This window comes from Novilysobacter erysipheiresistens (assembly GCF_036663935.1).
In the GTDB taxonomy this organism is placed as follows: domain Bacteria; phylum Pseudomonadota; class Gammaproteobacteria; order Xanthomonadales; family Xanthomonadaceae; genus Novilysobacter; species Novilysobacter erysipheiresistens.
In genome coordinates, this window is the sequence record NZ_JAXGFP010000006.1 from 238,222 (window position 1) to 256,082 (window position 17,861).

19 protein-coding genes are annotated in these 17,861 nt (G+C 66.9%); 9 read left to right on the forward strand and 10 right to left on the reverse strand.

Going from position 1 to position 17,861, the window contains the following annotated elements; all coding sequences use genetic code 11:
• Positions 1-109: 109 nt before the first annotated feature.
• The 3 genes from SNE34_RS12580 (at position 110) to SNE34_RS12590 (ending at position 1,283) form a co-directional block, all read left to right on the forward strand.
• Positions 110-421, forward strand: a complete 312-nt coding sequence (locus SNE34_RS12580; RefSeq protein ID WP_332617734.1) for a hypothetical protein — start codon at positions 110-112, stop codon at positions 419-421.
• A gap of 36 nt (positions 422-457) precedes the next feature.
• The gene (locus SNE34_RS12585) at positions 458-781 is read left to right on the forward strand and encodes a hypothetical protein (protein ID WP_332617736.1); all 324 of its coding nucleotides are present in this window, start codon (positions 458-460) and stop codon (positions 779-781) included.
• A 175-nt stretch (positions 782-956) separates the two neighbouring features.
• Positions 957-1,283: a hypothetical protein gene (locus SNE34_RS12590; protein ID WP_332617738.1), complete on the forward strand. Its 327-nt coding sequence runs from the start codon at positions 957-959 to the stop codon at positions 1,281-1,283.
• Between the two features lie 93 nt (positions 1,284-1,376).
• On the opposite strand, the gene SNE34_RS12595 is transcribed toward SNE34_RS12590, so the two are convergent.
• The 3 genes from SNE34_RS12595 to SNE34_RS12605 all read right to left on the reverse strand — a co-directional run bounded on the left by SNE34_RS12595 (position 1,377) and on the right by SNE34_RS12605 (position 4,481).
• The gene (locus SNE34_RS12595) at positions 1,377-1,859 is read right to left on the reverse strand and encodes a glutathione peroxidase (protein WP_332617740.1); all 483 of its coding nucleotides are present in this window, start codon (positions 1,857-1,859) and stop codon (positions 1,377-1,379) included.
• Between the two features lie 17 nt (positions 1,860-1,876).
• Positions 1,877-3,946: an amidohydrolase family protein gene (locus SNE34_RS12600; RefSeq protein WP_332617741.1), complete on the reverse strand. Its 2,070-nt coding sequence runs from the start codon at positions 3,944-3,946 to the stop codon at positions 1,877-1,879.
• Positions 3,947-4,052: 106 nt separating this feature from the next.
• Positions 4,053-4,481, reverse strand: coding sequence for a CBS domain-containing protein (locus SNE34_RS12605; RefSeq protein WP_332617743.1), 429 nt, complete (start codon positions 4,479-4,481; stop codon positions 4,053-4,055).
• Positions 4,482-4,658: 177 nt separating this feature from the next.
• Between SNE34_RS12605 and SNE34_RS12610 the strand changes: the two genes are divergently transcribed.
• A complete protein-coding gene (locus tag SNE34_RS12610; protein ID WP_332617744.1) occupies positions 4,659-6,896 on the forward strand; it encodes a M3 family metallopeptidase in 2,238 nt (745 codons plus the stop codon).
• A 137-nt stretch (positions 6,897-7,033) separates the two neighbouring features.
• Here the strand turns inward: SNE34_RS12610 and SNE34_RS12615 are convergent, their stop codons facing one another.
• From SNE34_RS12615 to SNE34_RS12630, 4 genes are all read right to left on the reverse strand, one after another.
• Positions 7,034-7,879, reverse strand: coding sequence for a DUF3298 and DUF4163 domain-containing protein (locus SNE34_RS12615; protein WP_332617745.1), 846 nt, complete (start codon positions 7,877-7,879; stop codon positions 7,034-7,036).
• A gap of 70 nt (positions 7,880-7,949) precedes the next feature.
• Positions 7,950-8,663 (reverse strand): pseudouridine synthase, encoded by a 714-nt coding sequence (locus tag SNE34_RS12620; protein WP_332617747.1) that lies wholly within the window; start codon positions 8,661-8,663, stop codon positions 7,950-7,952.
• A 97-nt stretch (positions 8,664-8,760) separates the two neighbouring features.
• Positions 8,761-9,042, reverse strand: a complete 282-nt coding sequence (locus SNE34_RS12625) for a GNAT family N-acetyltransferase (protein WP_332617750.1) — start codon at positions 9,040-9,042, stop codon at positions 8,761-8,763.
• Positions 9,043-9,072: 30 nt separating this feature from the next.
• On the reverse strand, positions 9,073-9,828 hold the full coding sequence (locus SNE34_RS12630; protein WP_332617752.1) for a histone H1-like repetitive region-containing protein: 756 nt from the start codon (positions 9,826-9,828) through the stop codon (positions 9,073-9,075).
• A 278-nt stretch (positions 9,829-10,106) separates the two neighbouring features.
• Between SNE34_RS12630 and SNE34_RS12635 the strand changes: the two genes are divergently transcribed.
• Positions 10,107-10,277: a hypothetical protein gene (locus SNE34_RS12635; RefSeq protein WP_332617754.1), complete on the forward strand. Its 171-nt coding sequence runs from the start codon at positions 10,107-10,109 to the stop codon at positions 10,275-10,277.
• Positions 10,278-10,301: 24 nt separating this feature from the next.
• On the opposite strand, the gene SNE34_RS12640 is transcribed toward SNE34_RS12635, so the two are convergent.
• The 3 genes from SNE34_RS12640 to SNE34_RS12650 form a co-directional block, all read right to left on the reverse strand.
• The gene (locus SNE34_RS12640) at positions 10,302-10,907 is read right to left on the reverse strand and encodes a rhomboid family intramembrane serine protease (RefSeq protein ID WP_332617756.1); all 606 of its coding nucleotides are present in this window, start codon (positions 10,905-10,907) and stop codon (positions 10,302-10,304) included.
• Positions 10,908-10,910: 3 nt separating this feature from the next.
• On the reverse strand, positions 10,911-12,509 hold the full coding sequence (locus tag SNE34_RS12645; RefSeq protein WP_332617758.1) for a POT-type proton-dependent oligopeptide transporter: 1,599 nt from the start codon (positions 12,507-12,509) through the stop codon (positions 10,911-10,913).
• A gap of 69 nt (positions 12,510-12,578) precedes the next feature.
• Positions 12,579-13,211, reverse strand: a complete 633-nt coding sequence (locus SNE34_RS12650; protein WP_332617759.1) for a glutathione S-transferase family protein — start codon at positions 13,209-13,211, stop codon at positions 12,579-12,581.
• Between the two features lie 169 nt (positions 13,212-13,380).
• Between SNE34_RS12650 and SNE34_RS12655 the strand changes: the two genes are divergently transcribed.
• The 4 genes from SNE34_RS12655 to SNE34_RS12670 all read left to right on the forward strand — a co-directional run bounded on the left by SNE34_RS12655 (position 13,381) and on the right by SNE34_RS12670 (position 17,848).
• On the forward strand, positions 13,381-15,165 hold the full coding sequence (locus SNE34_RS12655) for a M14 family metallopeptidase (protein ID WP_425604533.1): 1,785 nt from the start codon (positions 13,381-13,383) through the stop codon (positions 15,163-15,165).
• Between the two features lie 11 nt (positions 15,166-15,176).
• On the forward strand, positions 15,177-15,896 hold the full coding sequence (locus tag SNE34_RS12660) for an MliC family protein (protein WP_332617762.1): 720 nt from the start codon (positions 15,177-15,179) through the stop codon (positions 15,894-15,896).
• Positions 15,897-16,025: 129 nt separating this feature from the next.
• Positions 16,026-17,123 carry a bifunctional DNA-binding transcriptional regulator/O6-methylguanine-DNA methyltransferase Ada gene (gene ada, locus SNE34_RS12665; protein WP_332617764.1) on the forward strand — a complete coding sequence of 366 codons (1,098 nt, stop codon included), beginning with the start codon at positions 16,026-16,028 and terminating at the stop codon, positions 17,121-17,123.
• On the forward strand, positions 17,120-17,848 hold the full coding sequence (locus SNE34_RS12670) for a 2OG-Fe(II) oxygenase (protein WP_332617766.1): 729 nt from the start codon (positions 17,120-17,122) through the stop codon (positions 17,846-17,848). Before ada ends, SNE34_RS12670 begins: the two co-directional genes overlap by 4 nt.
• Positions 17,849-17,861: the final 13 nt, after the last annotated feature.

The window sequence follows — 17,861 nt, forward strand, 5'->3', positions numbered from 1 at the left end:
TCAGCCCCGTGAGCGCCTAGATTTGAGACAGCATCCGTGATACGCGAAGGTGTGCCAGACAGCGCGTCGCCTCGGTGGCGGAATTCAAAACCAATCGGGACATTGCAAAATGAAGACGATGATAATGATGGCCGGAATGCTCGTGGCCGTCGCGGGCTGCGCAACGACGGACCCGGGCGATCAGGCCGCGGCGCCCGCAGCAGTTGCACCGACGTCAGCCAGTACACCTGCGGTCGCGAGCGACGCGACGGCAGCGAAAAACACCGGTGACGTTCGTTGCAAGCACATGCCGGTTCTTGGCAGTCGAGTGGGCCAGAAGGTGTGCCGCACCGAGGAAGAATGGGCCGCCCTCGAGAAACAGGCGAAAGAGATCATGAGCGACCTCGAAGCCAACCCGCTGGGCCGACAGGAAGGCGGCTGAGCCCAAACGCCCGGAGCCCGGGCAAGGTGTTTCCAGATGAAGATCAAAGCACTCATGGCCGGCGCGCTCGTGTTTGCCACCGGCAACCTGATGGCACAGGTGCAGCCCTCGGCAGACACCGCCAAACCCGAGGCGACTCCGGTAACGGGCGAGGCCAAGGACCCGGACAAGATCCGCTGCGAACGCATGTCCGTCACCGGCAGCCGCCTTGGTGGCAAGGTCTGTCATACCGAAGCGGAGTGGGCCCTGATCGACAAACGTGCCGATGAGCTCATGCACGACATCGAGCGGGTCCCGGTGGGGTTTATCGAAGGCTCACGCCCCTCCCGCACTTCGGGCAGTCTTGCCGACGGCCTCTGAAGAACCGGCAACCCGGTTTGAGCGGACAAAAGGGGCGCCGGATCACTGCGAGTCATGGCTTTCCAGCCAGTTGAAGTGCGGTATCGTGTTATTCGGACCTGTCATCGATTCGCCAGAATACTGACTTGCCCCACGTGCTTGAGTTTGTCGTTAACCCAATCCAAGGAATGCAAAATTGAAAATGACGATGATGTTGGCCGGGACGCTCATGGCCATCGCCGGCTGCGCGACGACGGGTCCGGCCCAGCCTGCGGCCGACACCGCGGCATCCAGCCTGACCACTGCATCCAACGCACCAGCCGTCGCAAGCGAAGCAATGGGCACCAGTGACCGCGACAACGTCCGCTGCGAGCGCTCGAAAGTCACCGGCAGTCGTCTCGGTGCAAAGGAATGCCATACCGAGGAGGAGTGGGTCGCGATTGAAAAACAACGCGAAAAGGTCGGCAAGGAGATCGTGAAGGACATCAACAGACAAGGTGCCTTCCAGGGACGGGCCCAATAACACGAAGGTGCCAGGCGACCTTGGAGGAGCGGACTCCGCAGGACATGCCTGCGGAGGGCGCCCGCAACTCCCACCAGTCCCTGTCCGTTGGAATCACACCAGCGCCGCCTCAATGTCGGACGCCAGCGATTCGGGCGCGTCCTTCGGCGCATAGCGTTTGAGGACGCAGCCGTCGCGGCCGACCAGGAACTTGGTGAAGTTCCACTTGATCGCGTCGATGCCGAGGATGCCGCCCTTCTCGTCCTTCAGCCATTTCCACAGCGGATGGGCGTCGTCGCCATTGACCTCGACCTTCGCGAACATCGGAAAGCCGACGTCGTAACGCAGGGCGCAGAACTGCTTGATCTCGGCCTCGTCGCCCGGCTCCTGGTGGCCGAACTGGTCGCACGGGAACCCCAGCACCACCAGTCCGCGCGGGCCGTACTGGCGCGACAGGTTTTCCAGCCCCGCGTACTGCGGGGTGAAGCCGCACTTCGAGGCGACATTGACGATCAGCAGCAGCTTGCCGCGGAATTCGTCCAGCGCCCGCGGCTGGCCATCGATGTCGATGGCGGAGAAATCGTACACAGTGGTCATCGGCGAATCCTCCGCGGTCAGCGACCGGCAGCGCCTAGCCTGACCGGCTGGGCGAACGGCTCGATCCCGAGCGCCGCGTGGATCTCGCTCGGGTAATAGGCGGTGTCGCCCTTGAGCACCAGCGCGACCTTGCGGATGTCGGAGATGTTCGCCGTCGGCTCGCCATCGACCAGGATCAGGTCGGCCCGCTTGCCCACCTCGATCGACCCGCGGTCCTCGCGCACGCGCGATGCGGCCGCGGCGTTCCAGGTCGCGGTCTGCAAGGCCTCCCCCGGGGTCATGCCGGCCTGCACGTAGAGCTCCAGCTCACGCTGCAGGGTGAAGCCGGGCATCTCGTCGGTACCGGCGATGATCGGCACGCCGGCCTCGTGCATCAGCCCGACGAACTCGACCAGCTTGGCGAACGAGCGGTCATACAATGCGGCGGTGGCGTCGTCGGGGATGTCCATCTCGGCCGCGCGGCGGTTGCGCTGGATGTCCGGCGGCAGGTGGTCGGCGACATCGGCGACGATCGGCGACATTTCACCGGCGCGCTGGTGCAGGAACTCGAACGTGGCCAAGGTCGGGTCGACTACGACCTTCTCGCGCACCAGCAGGTCGATGAAGTCCTGCACCCGCGGGGAGTCGAAATCCAGCCCGGCGGTCTCGTCGGCCACCAGGTAGAACCGCGCGAGTGTGCGGGTGTCGGTGTCCGGGGTGACGAAGAAGTTCAGCAGTATCTGGTTGATGTGCTGCAGCTCGTCGAAGCCCTGCTCCACCACCTCGTCGGCGCGCATGAACGCCGGCACGTGGCCGCTGACCCGCAAGCCCTTTTCATGGGCGTAGGCGACCGTCTCGCGTAGCAGCTCCTTCGGGAACGAGTTGTAGATCTTGACCTGCGGGTAGTCGTGCGCGGCGTACCAGTCGACCGCTTCCCTGGCCTCGTCCATGGTGTCGACGACGAAACCGTTGCGCGCGGAGAACTTGCTTTCGCCTTCGATGAAACCGGCGGCCACCACCCGCGGCGACAACAGCTCGCCCGCCTCGATCTGCGCCATCAATTGCTGCAGGGTGGCGTTGTCGTTGCCCATGTCGCGCACCGTGGTGATGCCGGTCGCGAGGTGCAGGCCACCGTCCCAGCGGCCGACATGGACATGGCTGTCGAACAGGCCCGGCAGCAGCACCCTGCCCGCGGCGTCGACAACCTGGTCGGCATCGACCGCTTCCGCGCCGGCGACCGTGACGGAAACGATCCGGCCATTCTCCACCAGCACGTCGCTGGCCCCGCCGAGGGTGGCGTTCTCGCTGTCGAACACCCGCGCATCGCGGATCAGCAGGCGGCCCGATACCGGGTGGGTCAGGTCCTGCTGCAGCGCGACCAGGGCTTCGCCCTCGGCCTGCTTCTGTTGCGCTTCCAGCGCATCGGCATTGGCCTGCCAACCGTCCTCGATCAGTTGCAGGTAGCCGGGATAGATGTAGGCGAACAGCCGTGGGTCATCGCCGGTGGTCGCCCAAGCGAACGTCGGCACCAGGCCGATGCCGGTCAGGGTGACCAGTTGCACGGTGCGGGTCTCGTCGCCGTGGCTCACCTGCGCCTCGGCGATCTTGCGCATGGTCAACGTGCCGCCCGGGATCAACGGCAGCGTGTGGTCAGGTCGCTTGGAGAGCGCGCCGACCGCCACCGAGAACCCGGCCGGGGTGCCGCCCAGCGGCACGTACTGGGCGGTGCCGCTGATGGTCTTCTCGCCCTCGTCGGACGTCGACTTCCATTCCACCCGGTCGCCGTCACGGCTGAACGATTCCTCGACCGGCGCGCCGAAGGTGGAGCTGCCGCTGACCTGGTAGGTCTGGAAGGTGCCGTCGTCGGCGAGGGTGAAACGCTCCTGCAACTCCGGCCCGCGGCCGTTGTCCTTGAAGATGAACTCGACCTCGGTCACGCCGTCGTCGCGATGGGTCACCACCTGCTGGCCGGCCTGCGTGCCACCATCCACCAACGCCACGTAGCGGATGGTTTCCGCCGCGGATGCGGCGATCGATACCAGCCCCAGGCCGGCGCCAAGACACAGGCTGGCCCACACGTTCCTGCCCGGGTTCATGCGTGGGTTCATGCGAATTTTCCTGATGGCCTGCCGGCGCGGCAGCGGGATGCCGAGCATACGCCTGCACTGGCGCCCACGGATGTGGCGTCCTCACCATCGCCGAGCAGCGGCAGACTCAGTGGGTGGTCGGTACCGAAACGTGCTTGACCACCTCGGCGGTCTTCTCGTCGCGACCGGTCCGGGCGATGTCGGCCTGGGCGACGATGCCGCACACTGCTCCGGAATCGTCGACCACCACCACCCGGCGGATCTGGTCGCGCTCCATCGCCTCGCAGCAATCGGCCAGCGAGCCATTCTCCGGCACCGTGGTGACCGGGGTGGTCATGCAGTCGGAGGCACGGGCCGAGGTCGTCTCGCGCCCTTCGGCGACCATCCGAACGGCGATGTCGCGGTCGGTAACCACGCCTACCGGCTTGCCGGCCTCGACCACGGGGATCTGGCCGCAATCGTTCTCCAGCATCATCCGCGCGACTTCGGTCAACGGCGTGTCGCCCTTGCAGCAAGCGGGATTGGCGGTCATCACGGAAGTCAACGGGGTATCCATGCGAGAGGCTCCGGGGGAATTCGGGAACCGCCAAACTGCGCCGCGGCGGGTTGCGACGACGTGAAATCGGTGGACGTTCCCGCTTTGGCGGCTCCGGGGGCACCGTGGCTTTCGTCATGGTCCGACGGCCCGCCCGTGCGTTAGGCTTCGGGTTCCCTATTCACCAGGTTCCTGCCGATGAAGCACCCCCTTGCCCTGGCGCTCGCCGTGGCGCTGACCACCAGCCTGGGCGCCTGCGCCCAGACCGATGCCACCCCCCAAAGCGACACCGCCGTGAACGCCGAGACCAGCAACCCGTTCTTTACCGAAAGCCAGCTGCCGCTGCATTACCCGCGCTTCGACCAGATCGAGGACAGCCATTTCGGTCCCGCCTTCGATCGCGGCATGGCCGAGCACCTGAAGGAAATCGAGACGATCGCCTCCAATCCGGAAGCGCCCACCTTCGAGAACACCATCATCGCGCTGGAGAAGTCCGGCGACATCCTGTCGCGCACCGCCTCGGTGTTCTTCGCCCTGGTCGGCGCCGACACCAACGACGCGCGCAAGGCGCTGCAGGCCGAGTACGCGCCCAAGCTGTCGGCGCACAGCGATGCGATCTCGTTGAACCCCGAGTTGTTCGCGCGCATCCAGAAGCTCTACGACAGCCGTGAGAGCCTCGGCCTCGATCCCGAGGGCGTGCGCCTGATCGAGCGTTACCACACCGATTTCGTCCGCGCCGGCGCCAAGCTGTCCGACGCCGACAAGACCCGCCTGAAGGAAATCAACACCGAGCTGGCGACCCTGGGCACCAAGTTCAGCCAGAACGTGTTGGCCGAGGTCAACGACTCGGCGATCGTGGTCGACGACGTCGCCATGCTCAAGGGCTTGTCCGAGCAGGCGATCACCGCCGCCGCCGAAGCCGCCAAGAGCCGCGGCATGGAAGGCAAGTGGGTGATCGCGCTGCAGAACACCACCGGCCAGCCGCCGAACACCTACCTAGAGAACCGCGAGCTGCGCGAGCGCATCCACAAGGCCTCCGTGGCCCGTGGCAGCCGCGGCAACGAGTGGGACAACACCGGCATCGTTTCCGACGTGGTCAAGCTGCGCGTCGAGAAGGCGAAGATGCTCGGTTACCCGACCTACGCCGCCTACGTGCTGGCCGATGAAACGGCGCAGACGCCGGAAGCGGTCAACGACATGCTCGGCAAGCTCGCCCCGGCCGCGGTCGCCAACGCCAAGGCCGAGGCCGCCAAGCTGCAGGCGATGATCGACAAGGAGCAGGCCGCCAAGGGCGAGCCGAGCTTCGAACTGCAGCCGTGGGACTGGGCCTACTACGCCGAGAAGGTCCGCCAGGCCGAGTACAACTTCGACGAGAACCAGCTCAAGCCGTACTTCGAGATGAAGAACGTGCTCGAAAACGGCGTGTTCTACGCCGCCAACCAGCTGTACGGTCTGAGCTTCAAGCAGCGCACCGACCTGCCGGTCTACCACGAGGACGTCACCGTCTACGACGTGTTCGACAAGGACGGCACCCAGCAGGCGATCTTCATCTTCGATCCCTACCAGCGCGAGTCCAAGCGTGGCGGTGCGTGGATGAACTCCTACGTCGACCAGTCCGAACTGACCGGCAACCTGCCGGTGGTGGCCAACCACCTCAACATACCGGAGCCGGCCGAGGGCAAGCCGACGCTGATGACCTGGGACGAGGTCACCACGATGTTCCACGAGTTCGGCCATGCCCTGCACGGCCTGTTCTCGGACGTGAAGTACCCGTACTTCTCGGGCACCAGCGTGCCGCGCGACTTCGTCGAGTTCCCGTCGCAGGTCAACGAGATGTGGTCCGACTGGCCGTCGGTGCTGGCCAACTACGCCAAGCATTACCAGACCGGCGAGCCGATGCCGCAGGAACTGCTGGACAAGGTGCTGGCCAGCTCCAAGTTCAACCAGGGCTTCGCCACCACCGAGTACCTCGGCGCGGCGATGCTCGACCAGAGCTGGCACCAGCTGAGCGCGGACGAGGTTCCGTCGGCCGACCAGGTGATGGACTTCGAGGCCAAGGCGCTGGCCGCCAACGGCACCGACTTCGCACCCGTGCCGCCGCGCTACAAGACCCCGTACTTCAGCCACATCATGGGTGGCTACGCGGCCGGCTACTACGCCTACATCTGGTCGGAGGTGCTGGACGCCAACACCGTGGCCTGGATCAAGGCCAACGGCGGCCTGACCCGCGAGAACGGCGACCACTTCCGCGAGGCACTGCTTTCGCAGGGTGGCAGCAAGGACGCGCTGCAGCTGTTCCGCGACTTCACCGGCCACGAGCCGCGGATCGAGCCGCTGCTCGAGCGTCGCGGCCTGAACGCTCCGGTGTCGGACGACGCCGAGGTGCCCGACGCGCCGACCGCGCCGGGTCCGGAAGCGCCGAAGCCGAACAACTGATCGGTCTGCAATGACGAAACCCGCCCGGAGCAATCCGGGCGGGTTTTTTGTTGTCTGATGCATTTTGTAGGAGCGGCTTCAGCCGCGATCTGGAGCCGTGCGCCCGCGCCGATTTCAGATCGCGGCTGAAGCCGCTCCTACAGTCCCCCGGCGAACAAACCCCGGTACTCGGGCGCGACATGCGGCAGCAGCACCGACGCCGGTACCTCGACCGTCTGAGTGCCGTCCGAGTACGGGCCGACCTGGTACGGGGCGAACACGAACCGCAGTCCGGTCACCCGCCCCCCGGGTCCGCCCACCGGTTCGAACTCGGAATAGTTTTCAGGGTCGGCCACCGTGCCCTCTTCGATCATCCGGCTGGCGCCCCTGACCACCTCGGCGCGTTCGGCCGGGGCCAGGTCGTCGGCGTCGATACGTTGCGACAACGCCGTGTACAACTGCTCGCGCACATGGTTGGCGATGGCCTGCCAGCCCGCCTCCTGCGGCACCAGCGCCTCCGCGGTAAGCCGCCGATCCTCCCGGGGCAACCAGACGAAACGCGCCAGCAACGGGTTGCCGTGGGCGCCGCCGGTATAGCTGCTGCCATCGGCCGCGTAGGCAACCAGGTCCGGGCTGTCGAACACCTCGGTGAAGGTCAGCGACAAGTCGTACATCGTCGATCCTTCACTGCCCTCGCCGGTCGGCTGCCGTTGCCGGCGGGCCTCCACCGCCCGCATCAGGTCCGCTCGTGCGGCTTCGGCGTAGCGCTTCATTTCCGCGGCCAGCGCCGGGTAACGGGCGGCCGACTGTGGGTAGCTGATGCCGATGACGTAGTCCGGGGTCGTCTCCATCACGTCGACGAGTTCGACTCCGGCAGCCGGCTCGGCGGCGGCTGGCGACGTGGCCGCCTGCTCCGGCACGGCGGTAGATGATTCCCGATCGCACGCCGCGAGCGCGACCAGCATCATCAGGGTCAACGCACACTTCCTGTGCGACGGTTTCATAGGGCTTCCCCGCATGGTTCGGGGCGACCTTATCGCCACCGACGTGATGCCCGGATGCAGGCTCGGCGCGCTACCAGTCGGTGCGTTGCGGCAGCAGGCCGCGCAATTCGGCGTCGGTCAGGTTTCGCCACTGGCCGATCTTGAGCCGTCCGAGCTTGACGTTGCCGATCCGCACCCGCACCAGCTGCTTGACCCGGAACTTGAAGTACGCCGCCATCAACCGGATCTGCCGGTTCAAGCCCTGCACCAGCACGATGCGGAAGCCGAAACGGCCGAGCTTGCCGGTCTTGCACGGCAGCGTGGTCTGGCCGTGGATCGGCACGCCCTTGGCCATTGCCCGCAGGAACTCCGGAGTGACCTCGTGGTTGACCGCGACCAGGTATTCCTTTTCCAGCTTGTTCTCGGCGCGCAGGATCTCGTTGACGATGTCGCCGTTGCTGGTCAGCAGGATCAGGCCCTCGGAGTCCTTGTCGAGCCGACCGATCGGGAACACCCGGCGCTCGTGGCCGACGAAGTCGACGATGTTGTCCTTGACCGCCGATTCGGTGGTGCAGACCACGCCCACCGGCTTGTTCAGCGCGATGTAGACGTGCTGCTTCTGGCCCTTGGCGGCCGTGCGGACGCGCAGGGCCTGGCCGTCGACCTTGACCACATCGCCCTCGCCCACCTCCGAGCCGACCCGGCCGCGCATGTCGTTGATGGTGACCCGGCCTTCGGCGATCAGGCGGTCGGCTTCGCGGCGCGAGCAGAACCCGCTTTCGCTGATGTGTTTGTTGAGGCGCATGGACGGGCGGCCGGCTCTGGGGGCGCACAGGCTGGCACAAGCGCCCCGCGTTGGCGAGCGCGGGGCGGGCCGGCGGCGGCGCGACCGGCGCCTCCGCTCAGGCCAGCAGCTGGTTGAACTCCGGATGCCGTTCGGCCCACGCGGCGGCATACGGGCACGTGGGGCGGACATTCAAGCCGTCGGCACGGGCCTGTTCGAATGCCGCCAGGGTCAACTGGCTGGCGATGCCGCGGCCACCGACCTGGTCCGGCACGACGACGTGGGTGATGTCCATGACGCCGCCGTCGATGCGGTACTCCAGCTCGGCCTCGTGGCCCTCGACGGTGGTGGTGAAGCGGCGGCGGTCGGGCTGGTGGCGAATATCGGGCGGCGTAGTCATCGGGTGTCCTCAATGGGCTTGGTGGCAGGGTCAGCGGCTGTCGCGCTTGCCCTGGTTGTGGCGGTCATGGGTGCTGATGCTGCCCTGGATGCCCTGCATCCGGCTTTCGGCCGCGTGCAGCTCCTCGGCCTTGGCCGCGGCGCTGGCGGACTGGAAACCCGCATTCGGCTGGTGTCCGTGTTCCGGGTCCAGCGCCTGCCACGGTTGCGGCGTCCGGTCATTTTCCTGCTTGGCGGCAAGCAGCTCGCGGGTGTTCGCCAGAGCCTGGGCCGGGGTGATCTTGCGGGGTTTCGCGGCGGATTTGCGCGCGGTCTTGCGGGGTGTGCTCTTGCGGGCGGCGGCCTTGCTCGCGGTTGGCTTGGCGGCGGCCTGCTTGGTCACGGCGCTCTTTTTCGCGACCGATTTCCTGGTTGTCTTCTTCGCGACCGCTTTCTTAGCCGGCGCTTTCCGCACGGTGGACTTGCTGGCGGTCTTCTTGCTGGCGACCTTCTTGCTGGTGGCCGTCTTCGTCCCGTTGGCTGCCTTCCTGGCGGCTACCTTCTTGCCGGTCGCCTTCTTGCTGGCCACCTTTTTGCTCGCTGCCTTTTTGGCAGTCGCCTTTCTGGATACGGTCTTCCGGGTTGCGGCCTTCTTCGCAGCCGTCTTCTTCGTCGCGGTCTTGCTGGCCGCCTTCTTGGCCACCTTCTTCGTTGCGGCCTTCCGGGCCGTCGCCTTCTTCGCTGTCTTCCTGGTTGCCTTCTTCGCGGCCGCCTTGGTCGCGGTCTTGCGGGCTGGGGTCGTGGCCATGCAGTCCTCCATCGGGTCATCGAGGGACGCGCCGGCTTGGGTCGGATGCGCGCCGTCAGGTCACGCCATCGCGTGACACGGTTTCGATATCACGCATCGCATTTACGCGGGGTGAGCATCGACGACCGGCGGCGGCGTCGGAGCGTCCGCGGCGAAGTGTGACGCAGCAGGTCATTTGCACCGACCCGAATCTGCCCGCTCTCCTCTGGTGGCCCGGCATGGCACGGAATCTGCGTTTACTTCAGTGCGCTTGTTCCGGCACGAACCAGGAGATCGTCATGAGCGACTTGCACTCCCCCAGCGACGCCGACAGCGACGACGCTCTCGTCGCCCTCCTGTACGAACTGGCCCGCGGCGACGACAGCGGCGAGCTCGCCCGCATCGATGCGATGGTCTACGAACGGCTGCTGCAGGTCTACGGTGACGACGACCGGGACTCGGCCGCCTGAGGCGTCAACCGAGCGACGGAGCCCTCAGCCAAACGAGGGATTCATCAGCCGCTGCAGGAAGTGACCTGCGATCCGCGGCTCCATCAGCAGCATGAACAACACACCGTAGATCGCGCCGGACAGGTGCGCGTTGTGGTTGGTGTTGTCACCGCCCTGGCGGTCCATCCAGATCGAGTAGCCGACGAAGAACGCGCCGTAGACGATCGCCGGCACCGGCAGGAAAAACACGAAGATCAGCGACCATGGCTGCACCAGGATGAAGGCGAACAGCACCGCCGACACCGCGCCCGAGGCGCCGAGGCTGCGATAGCGGCTGTCATGCCGGTGGCGCAGGTAGGTCGGCAGGATCGCGATGACTATCGCCGACAGGTAGAACAGCAGGAAGCCGATCGGCCCGATCATCGATCCGATCACCTGCTCGGCGATCCGGCCGAAGAAGAACAACGTGATCATGTTGAACAGCAGGTGCTGCCAGTCGGCATGGATGAAGCCGTGGGTCAGCAGGCGGTCGTACTGCTTCTGGCGGTCGATCGCCGGTGGCCACAGGATCAGTCGGTCCAGCAGGCGTGGGCGGCTGAAGGCCAGCCACGAGACCAGCACGGTTACGGCGATGAGGATCAGGGTCAGCATCGGTCAGGCGGTCCTGTAGTGGTCTTGCATCGGGTAGTGCCGGGCGTAGGCGGCGAACGCGAGCGCCGCCAGGAACGCAAAGCCGGCAAAGAAGAACATCAGGAAGGCGTTCTCGGTCAGCCCGGTGGCCGCGATCTGGCCGGTCACCGCGTCGTTGCGGACGGCCGCGTTGGTCAGCAACACCCACAGGTTTCCGTATGACACCGACAGCAGCCAGAAGCTCATGATCGTACCCTTCATCGACGGCGGCGCCTGGCTGTAGGCGAACTCCAGTCCGGTCGCCGACACCAGCACTTCGCCCATCGTCAGCAGCGCGTAAGGCAACACCTGCCAAGTGATCGACACGACATCACCGCCGTCCATCCACAGTTGCAACATGCCGGCCGCGACCCAGGCCAGCGCCGAGAACGCGATGCCCGCGCCCATGCGGCGCAGGGTGGTGACTTCCACCCCCATCCGTCGCAGGGTCGGGTACAGCACCAGGTTGTTGAACGGGATCAGCAGCATCACCAGCATCGGGTTCAACGCCTGCATCTGCGCGGCCGAGAACCATTCCGGCTTGGCCATCTCCTGCCCCTGCAGCACCCAGGTCGAGGCCTTCTGGTCGAACAGCGACCAGAACGGCGTCACCAGCGCGAACACGATGAGGATGCGCAGCACCGCCCGCGCGCCGTTGACCGCTTCATCGGCATGGACGCTGCGAGCGCGATCCAGCTGCAACGAGGCGCCGACGCCGACGCCGGTGATCAGGAACCCCAACGCCACCAGCACCGCGATGACGCCGTTGGCGGCCGCCGCCGACGCGGACTCGGCCGAGCCGATCACCCAGAACAGCGACAGCAGTGCCATCGCCGCCAGTACCGCGCCGATGCCGGCGACGACCAGTCCCGGTCGACCCTGCCCCGGCGCCCGCGCGAAAAGTGCGGTGCGCAATACCCGCAGGAACGAATCGGGGTTGGGCGGCGACGGTGGCACGTGCACGTACTTGTTGCGGCCCGACCAGAAGATCACCGTGGCGACGAACATCAGCGCGCCCGGGATGCCGAAGGCGATGCTCGGCCCCAGCTCGCGCAGGAATATCGGCATCAGCAGGGACGCGAAGAACGAGCCGAAGTTGATGATCCAGTAGAAGGCGTCGTAGACCACCTTGGCCAGATGCTTGTTGCTGCGGTCGAACTGGTCGCCGACGAACGCCGACACCAGCGGCTTGATTCCGCCCGAGCCCAGCGCGATAAGGAACAGGCCGGTATAGAAGCCGCTGCGACTCTCCTCGAACAGCGCCAGGCAGGCATGGCCGGCGCAGTACACCAGCGACAGCCAGAACACGGTGTTGTACTTGCCGAAGAAGCGGTCGGAGATCCAGCCGCCCAACAGCGGGAAGAAGTACACGCCGATGACGAAGATGTGGAAAACATCCTTCGCCGCGCCGGCGCGCATCTCCTCCGGCAGGTAGGCCAGCAGCACGCTGCTGACCAGGAACGGCACCAGGATGTTGCGCATCCCGTAGAAGCTGAAGCGCTCGCAGCCCTCGTTGCCGATGATGTAGGGGATCTGGCGCGGCAACTTGCCCGCGGGGGCCATGGCATCGGCGGCTGTCGTCATCTATCGCGTTCCTGGGACCAAAGCCGCAAGCCTAACCGAAGCCCACGGCACGCGCGGCAGGATCCGCCGTCAGCCCCACTCGCTCAAGGCTTCGCGCTCGTACAGGGCCTGGAACGACGGCCTCGCCTTCATCCGCTGCGCGTGCGCGGCCAGGTGCGGCCAGGTCGTCGGCGGCTGCCGGGTCTTGCGCGCCCAGCGCATCAGCATGGTCAGGTAGAAGTCGACCGCGCTGACCTGCTCGCCGAGCAGGTACGGACCGTGCGCGGCCAGGTGCGTGTCGATCCGCTCCCAAGCCGCTTCCAGCCGCGACTGCACTGCCGCCAGCGACGCCTCGGTGTTGTCTTCGCCTGCGGCCTCGGCCGGATACCACCACTGGCGCAGCGCCGGTTGCACCATGTTGGCCAGGTGGAACATCCACTGGTAGTAGGCGCGACGCCGCGGGTCGCCGATCGCCGGGGCGAAGCCGGCCTCGGCATGGGTGTCGGCCAGGTGCATCAGGATCGCCGCGGCCTCGGACATCGGCTCGCCGTCGATCACCAGTGTCGGCACCACGCCGCTCGGGTTGAGGGCGAGGTACTCCGGCGACTTCTGTTCGCGGGTGGAGAAATCGAGCAGGCGCAACTGCGGTTCGTGTCGCAGCTCGATCAGCAACCAGTGGACCGCCATGCTGGCGGCGCCGGGCGAATAGTAGAGCGTGTACATGGGCGGCTCCCTGGGCGGACCGGCGCAGTCTAAGCGCAAGCCGCGCGGCGATGGTGGTACACATCATCCCGGCGGTGACCGCAGTTGCCGCGGCAGTGAGTGACCTTGGTCCCGGGCCGTCGCCACGATGCGGCGTTACCATCGGCGGATTCCCCGACGAGGCCTGCCGATGACCCGCACCCGCCAACTGCGTCCCGCCCTGCTGTCCACGTTGCTACTGGCCGCGATGCTGCCTGCATTCGCGCAGGACGCGCCGCTGACCACCGTGTCCGAGCGCAGCGGCTTCACCGAGACCGGCCGCTACACCGAAGTGATCGAGCTGTGCGACGCGTTCGCGGCGCGCTACCCGGACGCGGTGCGTTGCCAGACCTTCGGCACCTCGCCCGAAGGCCGGGCGATGAAGGTGCTGGTGGTGTCGCAGACCGGTGCGTTCACGCCCGAGGCGGCGCGCGAACAAGGCCTGCCGGTGACATTGATGCAGGGCGGTATCCACGCCGGCGAAATCGACGGCAAGGACGCCGGTTTCCTGGCCCTGCGCGAGTTGCTCGAAGGCGAGATCGCGCCGGACGTGCTGCAGCAGCAGGTGTTCCTGTTCGTGCCGGTGTTCAATGTCGACGGCCACGAGCGCTTTGGCGCCTGGAACCGCCCCAACCAGCGCGGCCCCGAGCAGATGGGCTGGCGCACCACCGCGCAGAACTACAACCTCAACCGCGGTTACGTGAAAGCCGACGCGCCGGAGATGCAGGCGATGCTCGGACTGATCAACCAGTGGGATCCGCTGGCCTACGTCGACCTGCACGTCACCAACGGCGCCAAGTTCCGCCACGACATCTCGATCCAGGTCGAGCCGGTCAACAGCGGCGACAAGGCGCTGCGCAATGCCGGTACCGCACTGCGTGACGCCACCATCGACTACCTCGCCGATCACGGCGCGCTGCCACTGCCGTTCTATCCCTCGTTCGTGCAGGGCGACAACCCGGCATCGGGGTTCCGCGACGGCGTCGCCACGCCGCGGTTCTCGCACGGCTACGTGCCGCTGCGGAACCGTCTTGGCATGCTGGTGGAAACCCATTCGTGGAAGGAATACCCGCACCGGGTGAAGACCACCCACGACGCGATCATCGCGGTGCTGCAGCAGGTCGCCGAACATGGCGAGCAGTGGCAGGACATCGCCAAGGCCGCCGATGCCCGCGCCGCCAAACTCGGCGGCGACGAGGTCGCGTTGACCTTCGAGGCCAGCGACAAGTGCCACCCGATCGAGTTCAAGGGCTACGCCTACACCCGCACGCCGTCCGAGGTATCCGGCGCGACCATGACCCGCTACGACGAGACCCAGCCGGAAATCTGGACCGTGCCGCTGTGCGACGACGTCCAGCCGGCGCTGGTGATCGAGGCGCCGAAGGCCGGCTACCTGGTGCCGGCCGCGCATGCTGACTGGGTCAGCGAGCGACTGGATCGCCATGACCTCGAGTACCGGCGTGTCGACCGGGCGATGGAGGATGCGAAGGTCGAGACCTTCCGCGCGGAATCGACCAGGTTCGGCGAGTCCTCCTATGAAGGCCATCAGCGGCTGGAACTGGAAGGCCAGTGGAAGCCCGACTCGCGCGATGTCGCCGCCGGGGCGTTGTTCGTGCCTATCGCCCAGCCGGACGCGCGGCTGGTGATGCACATCCTGGAGCCCAAGGCGCCCGATTCGCTGGCAGCCTGGGGCGAGTTCAACAACGCCTTCGAGCGCAAGGAGTACATGGAGGACTACGTCGCCGAGGAGGTCGCCCGCGAAATGCTGGAGAAGGATCCGCAGCTGAAGGCCGCGTTCGAGAAGCGCCTGCGCGAGGACGCCGAATTCGCCGCCGATCCGCGCGCCCGGCTGGACTTCTTCTACCGCCGCCACTCCTCGTGGGACGACCGCTACAACCTCTATCCGGTGATGCGGACCGACCGCACCCCACGCTGAAGGAGCCCGCGATGATCCTGCCTGCCGCCACACCACGCCTGACATTGCTGCTGTCGCTGGCGATCGTCCTCGTCGCGGGTGCCTGCCAGCCCAAAGCCGGCCATGACGATCCGGTGCCCGCCGCAACGCCTGCGCGCGCGGACGCCACCGCAACCACCGCCACCTTCCATTGGCAATGCGGCGAAGTCGGCGTCGCGTCGACCTACAACGACGACGCCCGGCGCGTCATCCTCGCCTTCTCCGGCCGCGAACTGGAACTGCCGATCGCCGTGTCCGCCTCCGGTGCGCGCTATGCCGACACCGCCGGCAACGAGTTCTGGACCAAGGGCGACAGCGGCACCCTGACCCTCGCCGCCGAAGCCGGCAGCGAAACCGCCAAGCGTGAATGCGCTCGCTCCGAACGGCCTTCGCCGTGGTTCCAGGCCGCCGAACGCGGCGTCGGGTTCCGCGCCGGTGGCGGCGAGCCGGGATGGCATGTCGAGGTCGACCGCGGCGAGGCTCCGGAGCTGCGGGCGACGCTCGATTACGGCGAGCGCGAGATCGAGGTCGCCCGGACCGAGGCGAGTGCAACCAACTACACCGGTGCGACCGCCGACGGCACCACGGTGGTCCTGTCCATCGACCGTACGCGCTGCCAGGACGGCATGAGCGGCGAGTGGTTCGAGGCCGGCGCCACGCTCGAGGTCGGCGACCGGAGCTACAACGGTTGCGGGGCGTTCCTGTTCGAGTAAGCCGTGGCGAGGCATGGTCGAATCCGGCACCCCGAATTCAATCGCAAGCAACGGATATCGACCATCGCGCGGCGTCCCTACATTGATCCTCAAGGGTTGGCCCCGGCCACCACGCCACGAGGAACGGACATGAACGCCATTGCCAGCAACCACGCCATCCGCGCCGATCCGGCGACCGTACAGGCCGTCGAATCGGACCCGCGCTGGGCCAGAATCGTCGCGCGCGACACCGAGGCCGACGGACGCTTCTACTACTCGGTCAGGACCACCGGGGTGTACTGCCGGCCGTCCTGCGGCGCCCGCCGTGCGCGGCCGGAGAACGTCGCCTTCCACGCCACCATCGCCGACGCCGAGCGCGCCGGGTTCCGCCCGTGCAAGCGCTGCAAGCCCGACCAGCCGTCGCTGCAGGACATGCACGCCGCCACGGTCGCTGATGCCTGCCGCTTCATCGAGGCGTCGGAACAGGCGCCAAGCCTGGACGCGCTGGCCAACCGGGCCGGACTGAGCCCGTACCACTTCCATCGCGTGTTCAAGGCGATCACCGGGGTCACACCGAAGGCCTATGCCACTGCCCATCGCAGCCGACGCGTGCGGGCCGAGTTGGCGCGCAGCGGCAGCGTGACCGATGCGATCTTCGACGCCGGCTACAACTCCAACGCGCGCTTCTACGAGAAGGCCGGCGAGGTCCTCGGCATGACGCCGGGCCGCTATCGCCGGGGTGGCGCCGATGCCCGGATCGTCTTCGCGATCGGCCAGTGCTCGCTCGGCGCGATCCTGGTCGCGCGGAGCGACCGAGGCATCTGCGCGATCAGCCTCGGCGAGGACCCGGACGCGTTGGCGCGCGAGCTGCAGGACCGTTTCCCGAATGCCGACCTGGTCGGTGGCGATGCCGAGTTCGAGCGACTGGTCGCCCTCATCGTCGGCTTCGTCGAGGCACCGCAACTCGGTCTCGACCTGCCGCTCGACGTGCGCGGCACCGCGTTCCAGCAACGCGTGTGGCAGGCGCTGCGGACGATCCCCGCCGGCAGCACCGCCAGTTACAGCGAGATCGCCCAACGCATCGGCTCGCCGACCTCGGTCCGCGCGGTGGCCGCGGCCTGCGCCGCCAATACCCTAGCCGTCGCGATCCCCTGCCACCGCGTGGTCCGCAATGATGGTGCGCTGTCGGGCTATCGCTGGGGCGTGGAGCGCAAGCGCACGCTGCTCGATCGCGAGGCGCGGGCATGAACGCGCAACTGCAGGCGACACCGGATATTCCAGACGTGCAGTCGCTCGACTGGTCTCGGATCGCCGAAGACCTCGACGCCCGCGGCAACGCCGTCGTCCCCGCGCTGTTGTCGGCGGCGCAATGCGACGGGCTGGCGGATCTGTATCCGCGCGATGCGCTGTTCCGCAGTCGCGTCGTGATGGGTCGCCACGGCTTCGGCCGCGGCGAATACAAGTACTTCGCCTACCCGTTGCCGGACCTCGTAGCCGGGCTGCGCGAGGCGGTCTATCCGCAATTGGTGCCGATCGCCAACCGTTGGAACGAGGCGATGGGCATCGACATCCGCTATCCCGATCGCCACGCCGAGTTCATCGAGCGCTGCCACCGCGCCGGCCAGCAACGCCCAACCCCGCTGCTGCTGCAGTACGGCGCCGACGACTACAACTGCCTGCACCAGGACCTCTACGGCGAGCACGTGTTCCCGCTGCAGGTCGCGGTGCTGTTGTCGCAACCCGGCCGCGACTTCGAGGGCGGCGAATTCGTGCTGACCGAGCAACGCCCGCGGATGCAATCGCGGCCGGAGGTGGTGTCGCTACAACAGGGCGACGCCGTGGTCTTCGCGGTCCACCAGCGGCCGGTGCGGGGAACCCGCGGCAGCTATCGGGTCAACTTGCGCCACGGTGTCAGCCGGATCCGTCGTGGGCACCGGCACACGTTGGGCGTGATCTTCCATGACGCCGCCTAGTGCCTCGGGCCGC

Excerpts from the sequence above, each read along its gene's own strand:
- SNE34_RS12640 (WP_332617756.1), bottom strand. The coding sequence starts at position 10,907 with ATGCTGACCCTGATCCTCATCGCCGTAACCGTGCTGGTCTCGTGGCTG.
- SNE34_RS12595 (WP_332617740.1), bottom strand. The coding sequence starts at position 1,859 with ATGACCACTGTGTACGATTTCTCCGCCATCGACATCGATGGCCAGCCG.
- SNE34_RS12670 (WP_332617766.1), top strand. The coding sequence starts at position 17,120 with ATGAACGCGCAACTGCAGGCGACACCGGATATTCCAGACGTGCAGTCG.
- SNE34_RS12635 (WP_332617754.1), top strand. The coding sequence starts at position 10,107 with ATGAGCGACTTGCACTCCCCCAGCGACGCCGACAGCGACGACGCTCTC.
- SNE34_RS12615 (WP_332617745.1), bottom strand. The coding sequence starts at position 7,879 with ATGAAACCGTCGCACAGGAAGTGTGCGTTGACCCTGATGATGCTGGTC.
- SNE34_RS12605 (WP_332617743.1), bottom strand. The coding sequence starts at position 4,481 with ATGGATACCCCGTTGACTTCCGTGATGACCGCCAATCCCGCTTGCTGC.
- SNE34_RS12580 (WP_332617734.1), top strand. The coding sequence starts at position 110 with ATGAAGACGATGATAATGATGGCCGGAATGCTCGTGGCCGTCGCGGGC.
- SNE34_RS12630 (WP_332617752.1), bottom strand. The coding sequence starts at position 9,828 with ATGGCCACGACCCCAGCCCGCAAGACCGCGACCAAGGCGGCCGCGAAG.
- SNE34_RS12655 (WP_425604533.1), top strand. The coding sequence starts at position 13,381 with ATGACCCGCACCCGCCAACTGCGTCCCGCCCTGCTGTCCACGTTGCTA.
- SNE34_RS12650 (WP_332617759.1), bottom strand. The coding sequence starts at position 13,211 with ATGTACACGCTCTACTATTCGCCCGGCGCCGCCAGCATGGCGGTCCAC.
- SNE34_RS12645 (WP_332617758.1), bottom strand. The coding sequence starts at position 12,509 with ATGACGACAGCCGCCGATGCCATGGCCCCCGCGGGCAAGTTGCCGCGC.
- SNE34_RS12660 (WP_332617762.1), top strand. The coding sequence starts at position 15,177 with ATGATCCTGCCTGCCGCCACACCACGCCTGACATTGCTGCTGTCGCTG.
- SNE34_RS12625 (WP_332617750.1), bottom strand. The coding sequence starts at position 9,042 with ATGACTACGCCGCCCGATATTCGCCACCAGCCCGACCGCCGCCGCTTC.
- SNE34_RS12600 (WP_332617741.1), bottom strand. The coding sequence starts at position 3,946 with ATGAACCCACGCATGAACCCGGGCAGGAACGTGTGGGCCAGCCTGTGT.
- ada (WP_332617764.1), top strand. The coding sequence starts at position 16,026 with ATGAACGCCATTGCCAGCAACCACGCCATCCGCGCCGATCCGGCGACC.
- SNE34_RS12620 (WP_332617747.1), bottom strand. The coding sequence starts at position 8,663 with ATGCGCCTCAACAAACACATCAGCGAAAGCGGGTTCTGCTCGCGCCGC.
- SNE34_RS12610 (WP_332617744.1), top strand. The coding sequence starts at position 4,659 with ATGAAGCACCCCCTTGCCCTGGCGCTCGCCGTGGCGCTGACCACCAGC.
- SNE34_RS12585 (WP_332617736.1), top strand. The coding sequence starts at position 458 with ATGAAGATCAAAGCACTCATGGCCGGCGCGCTCGTGTTTGCCACCGGC.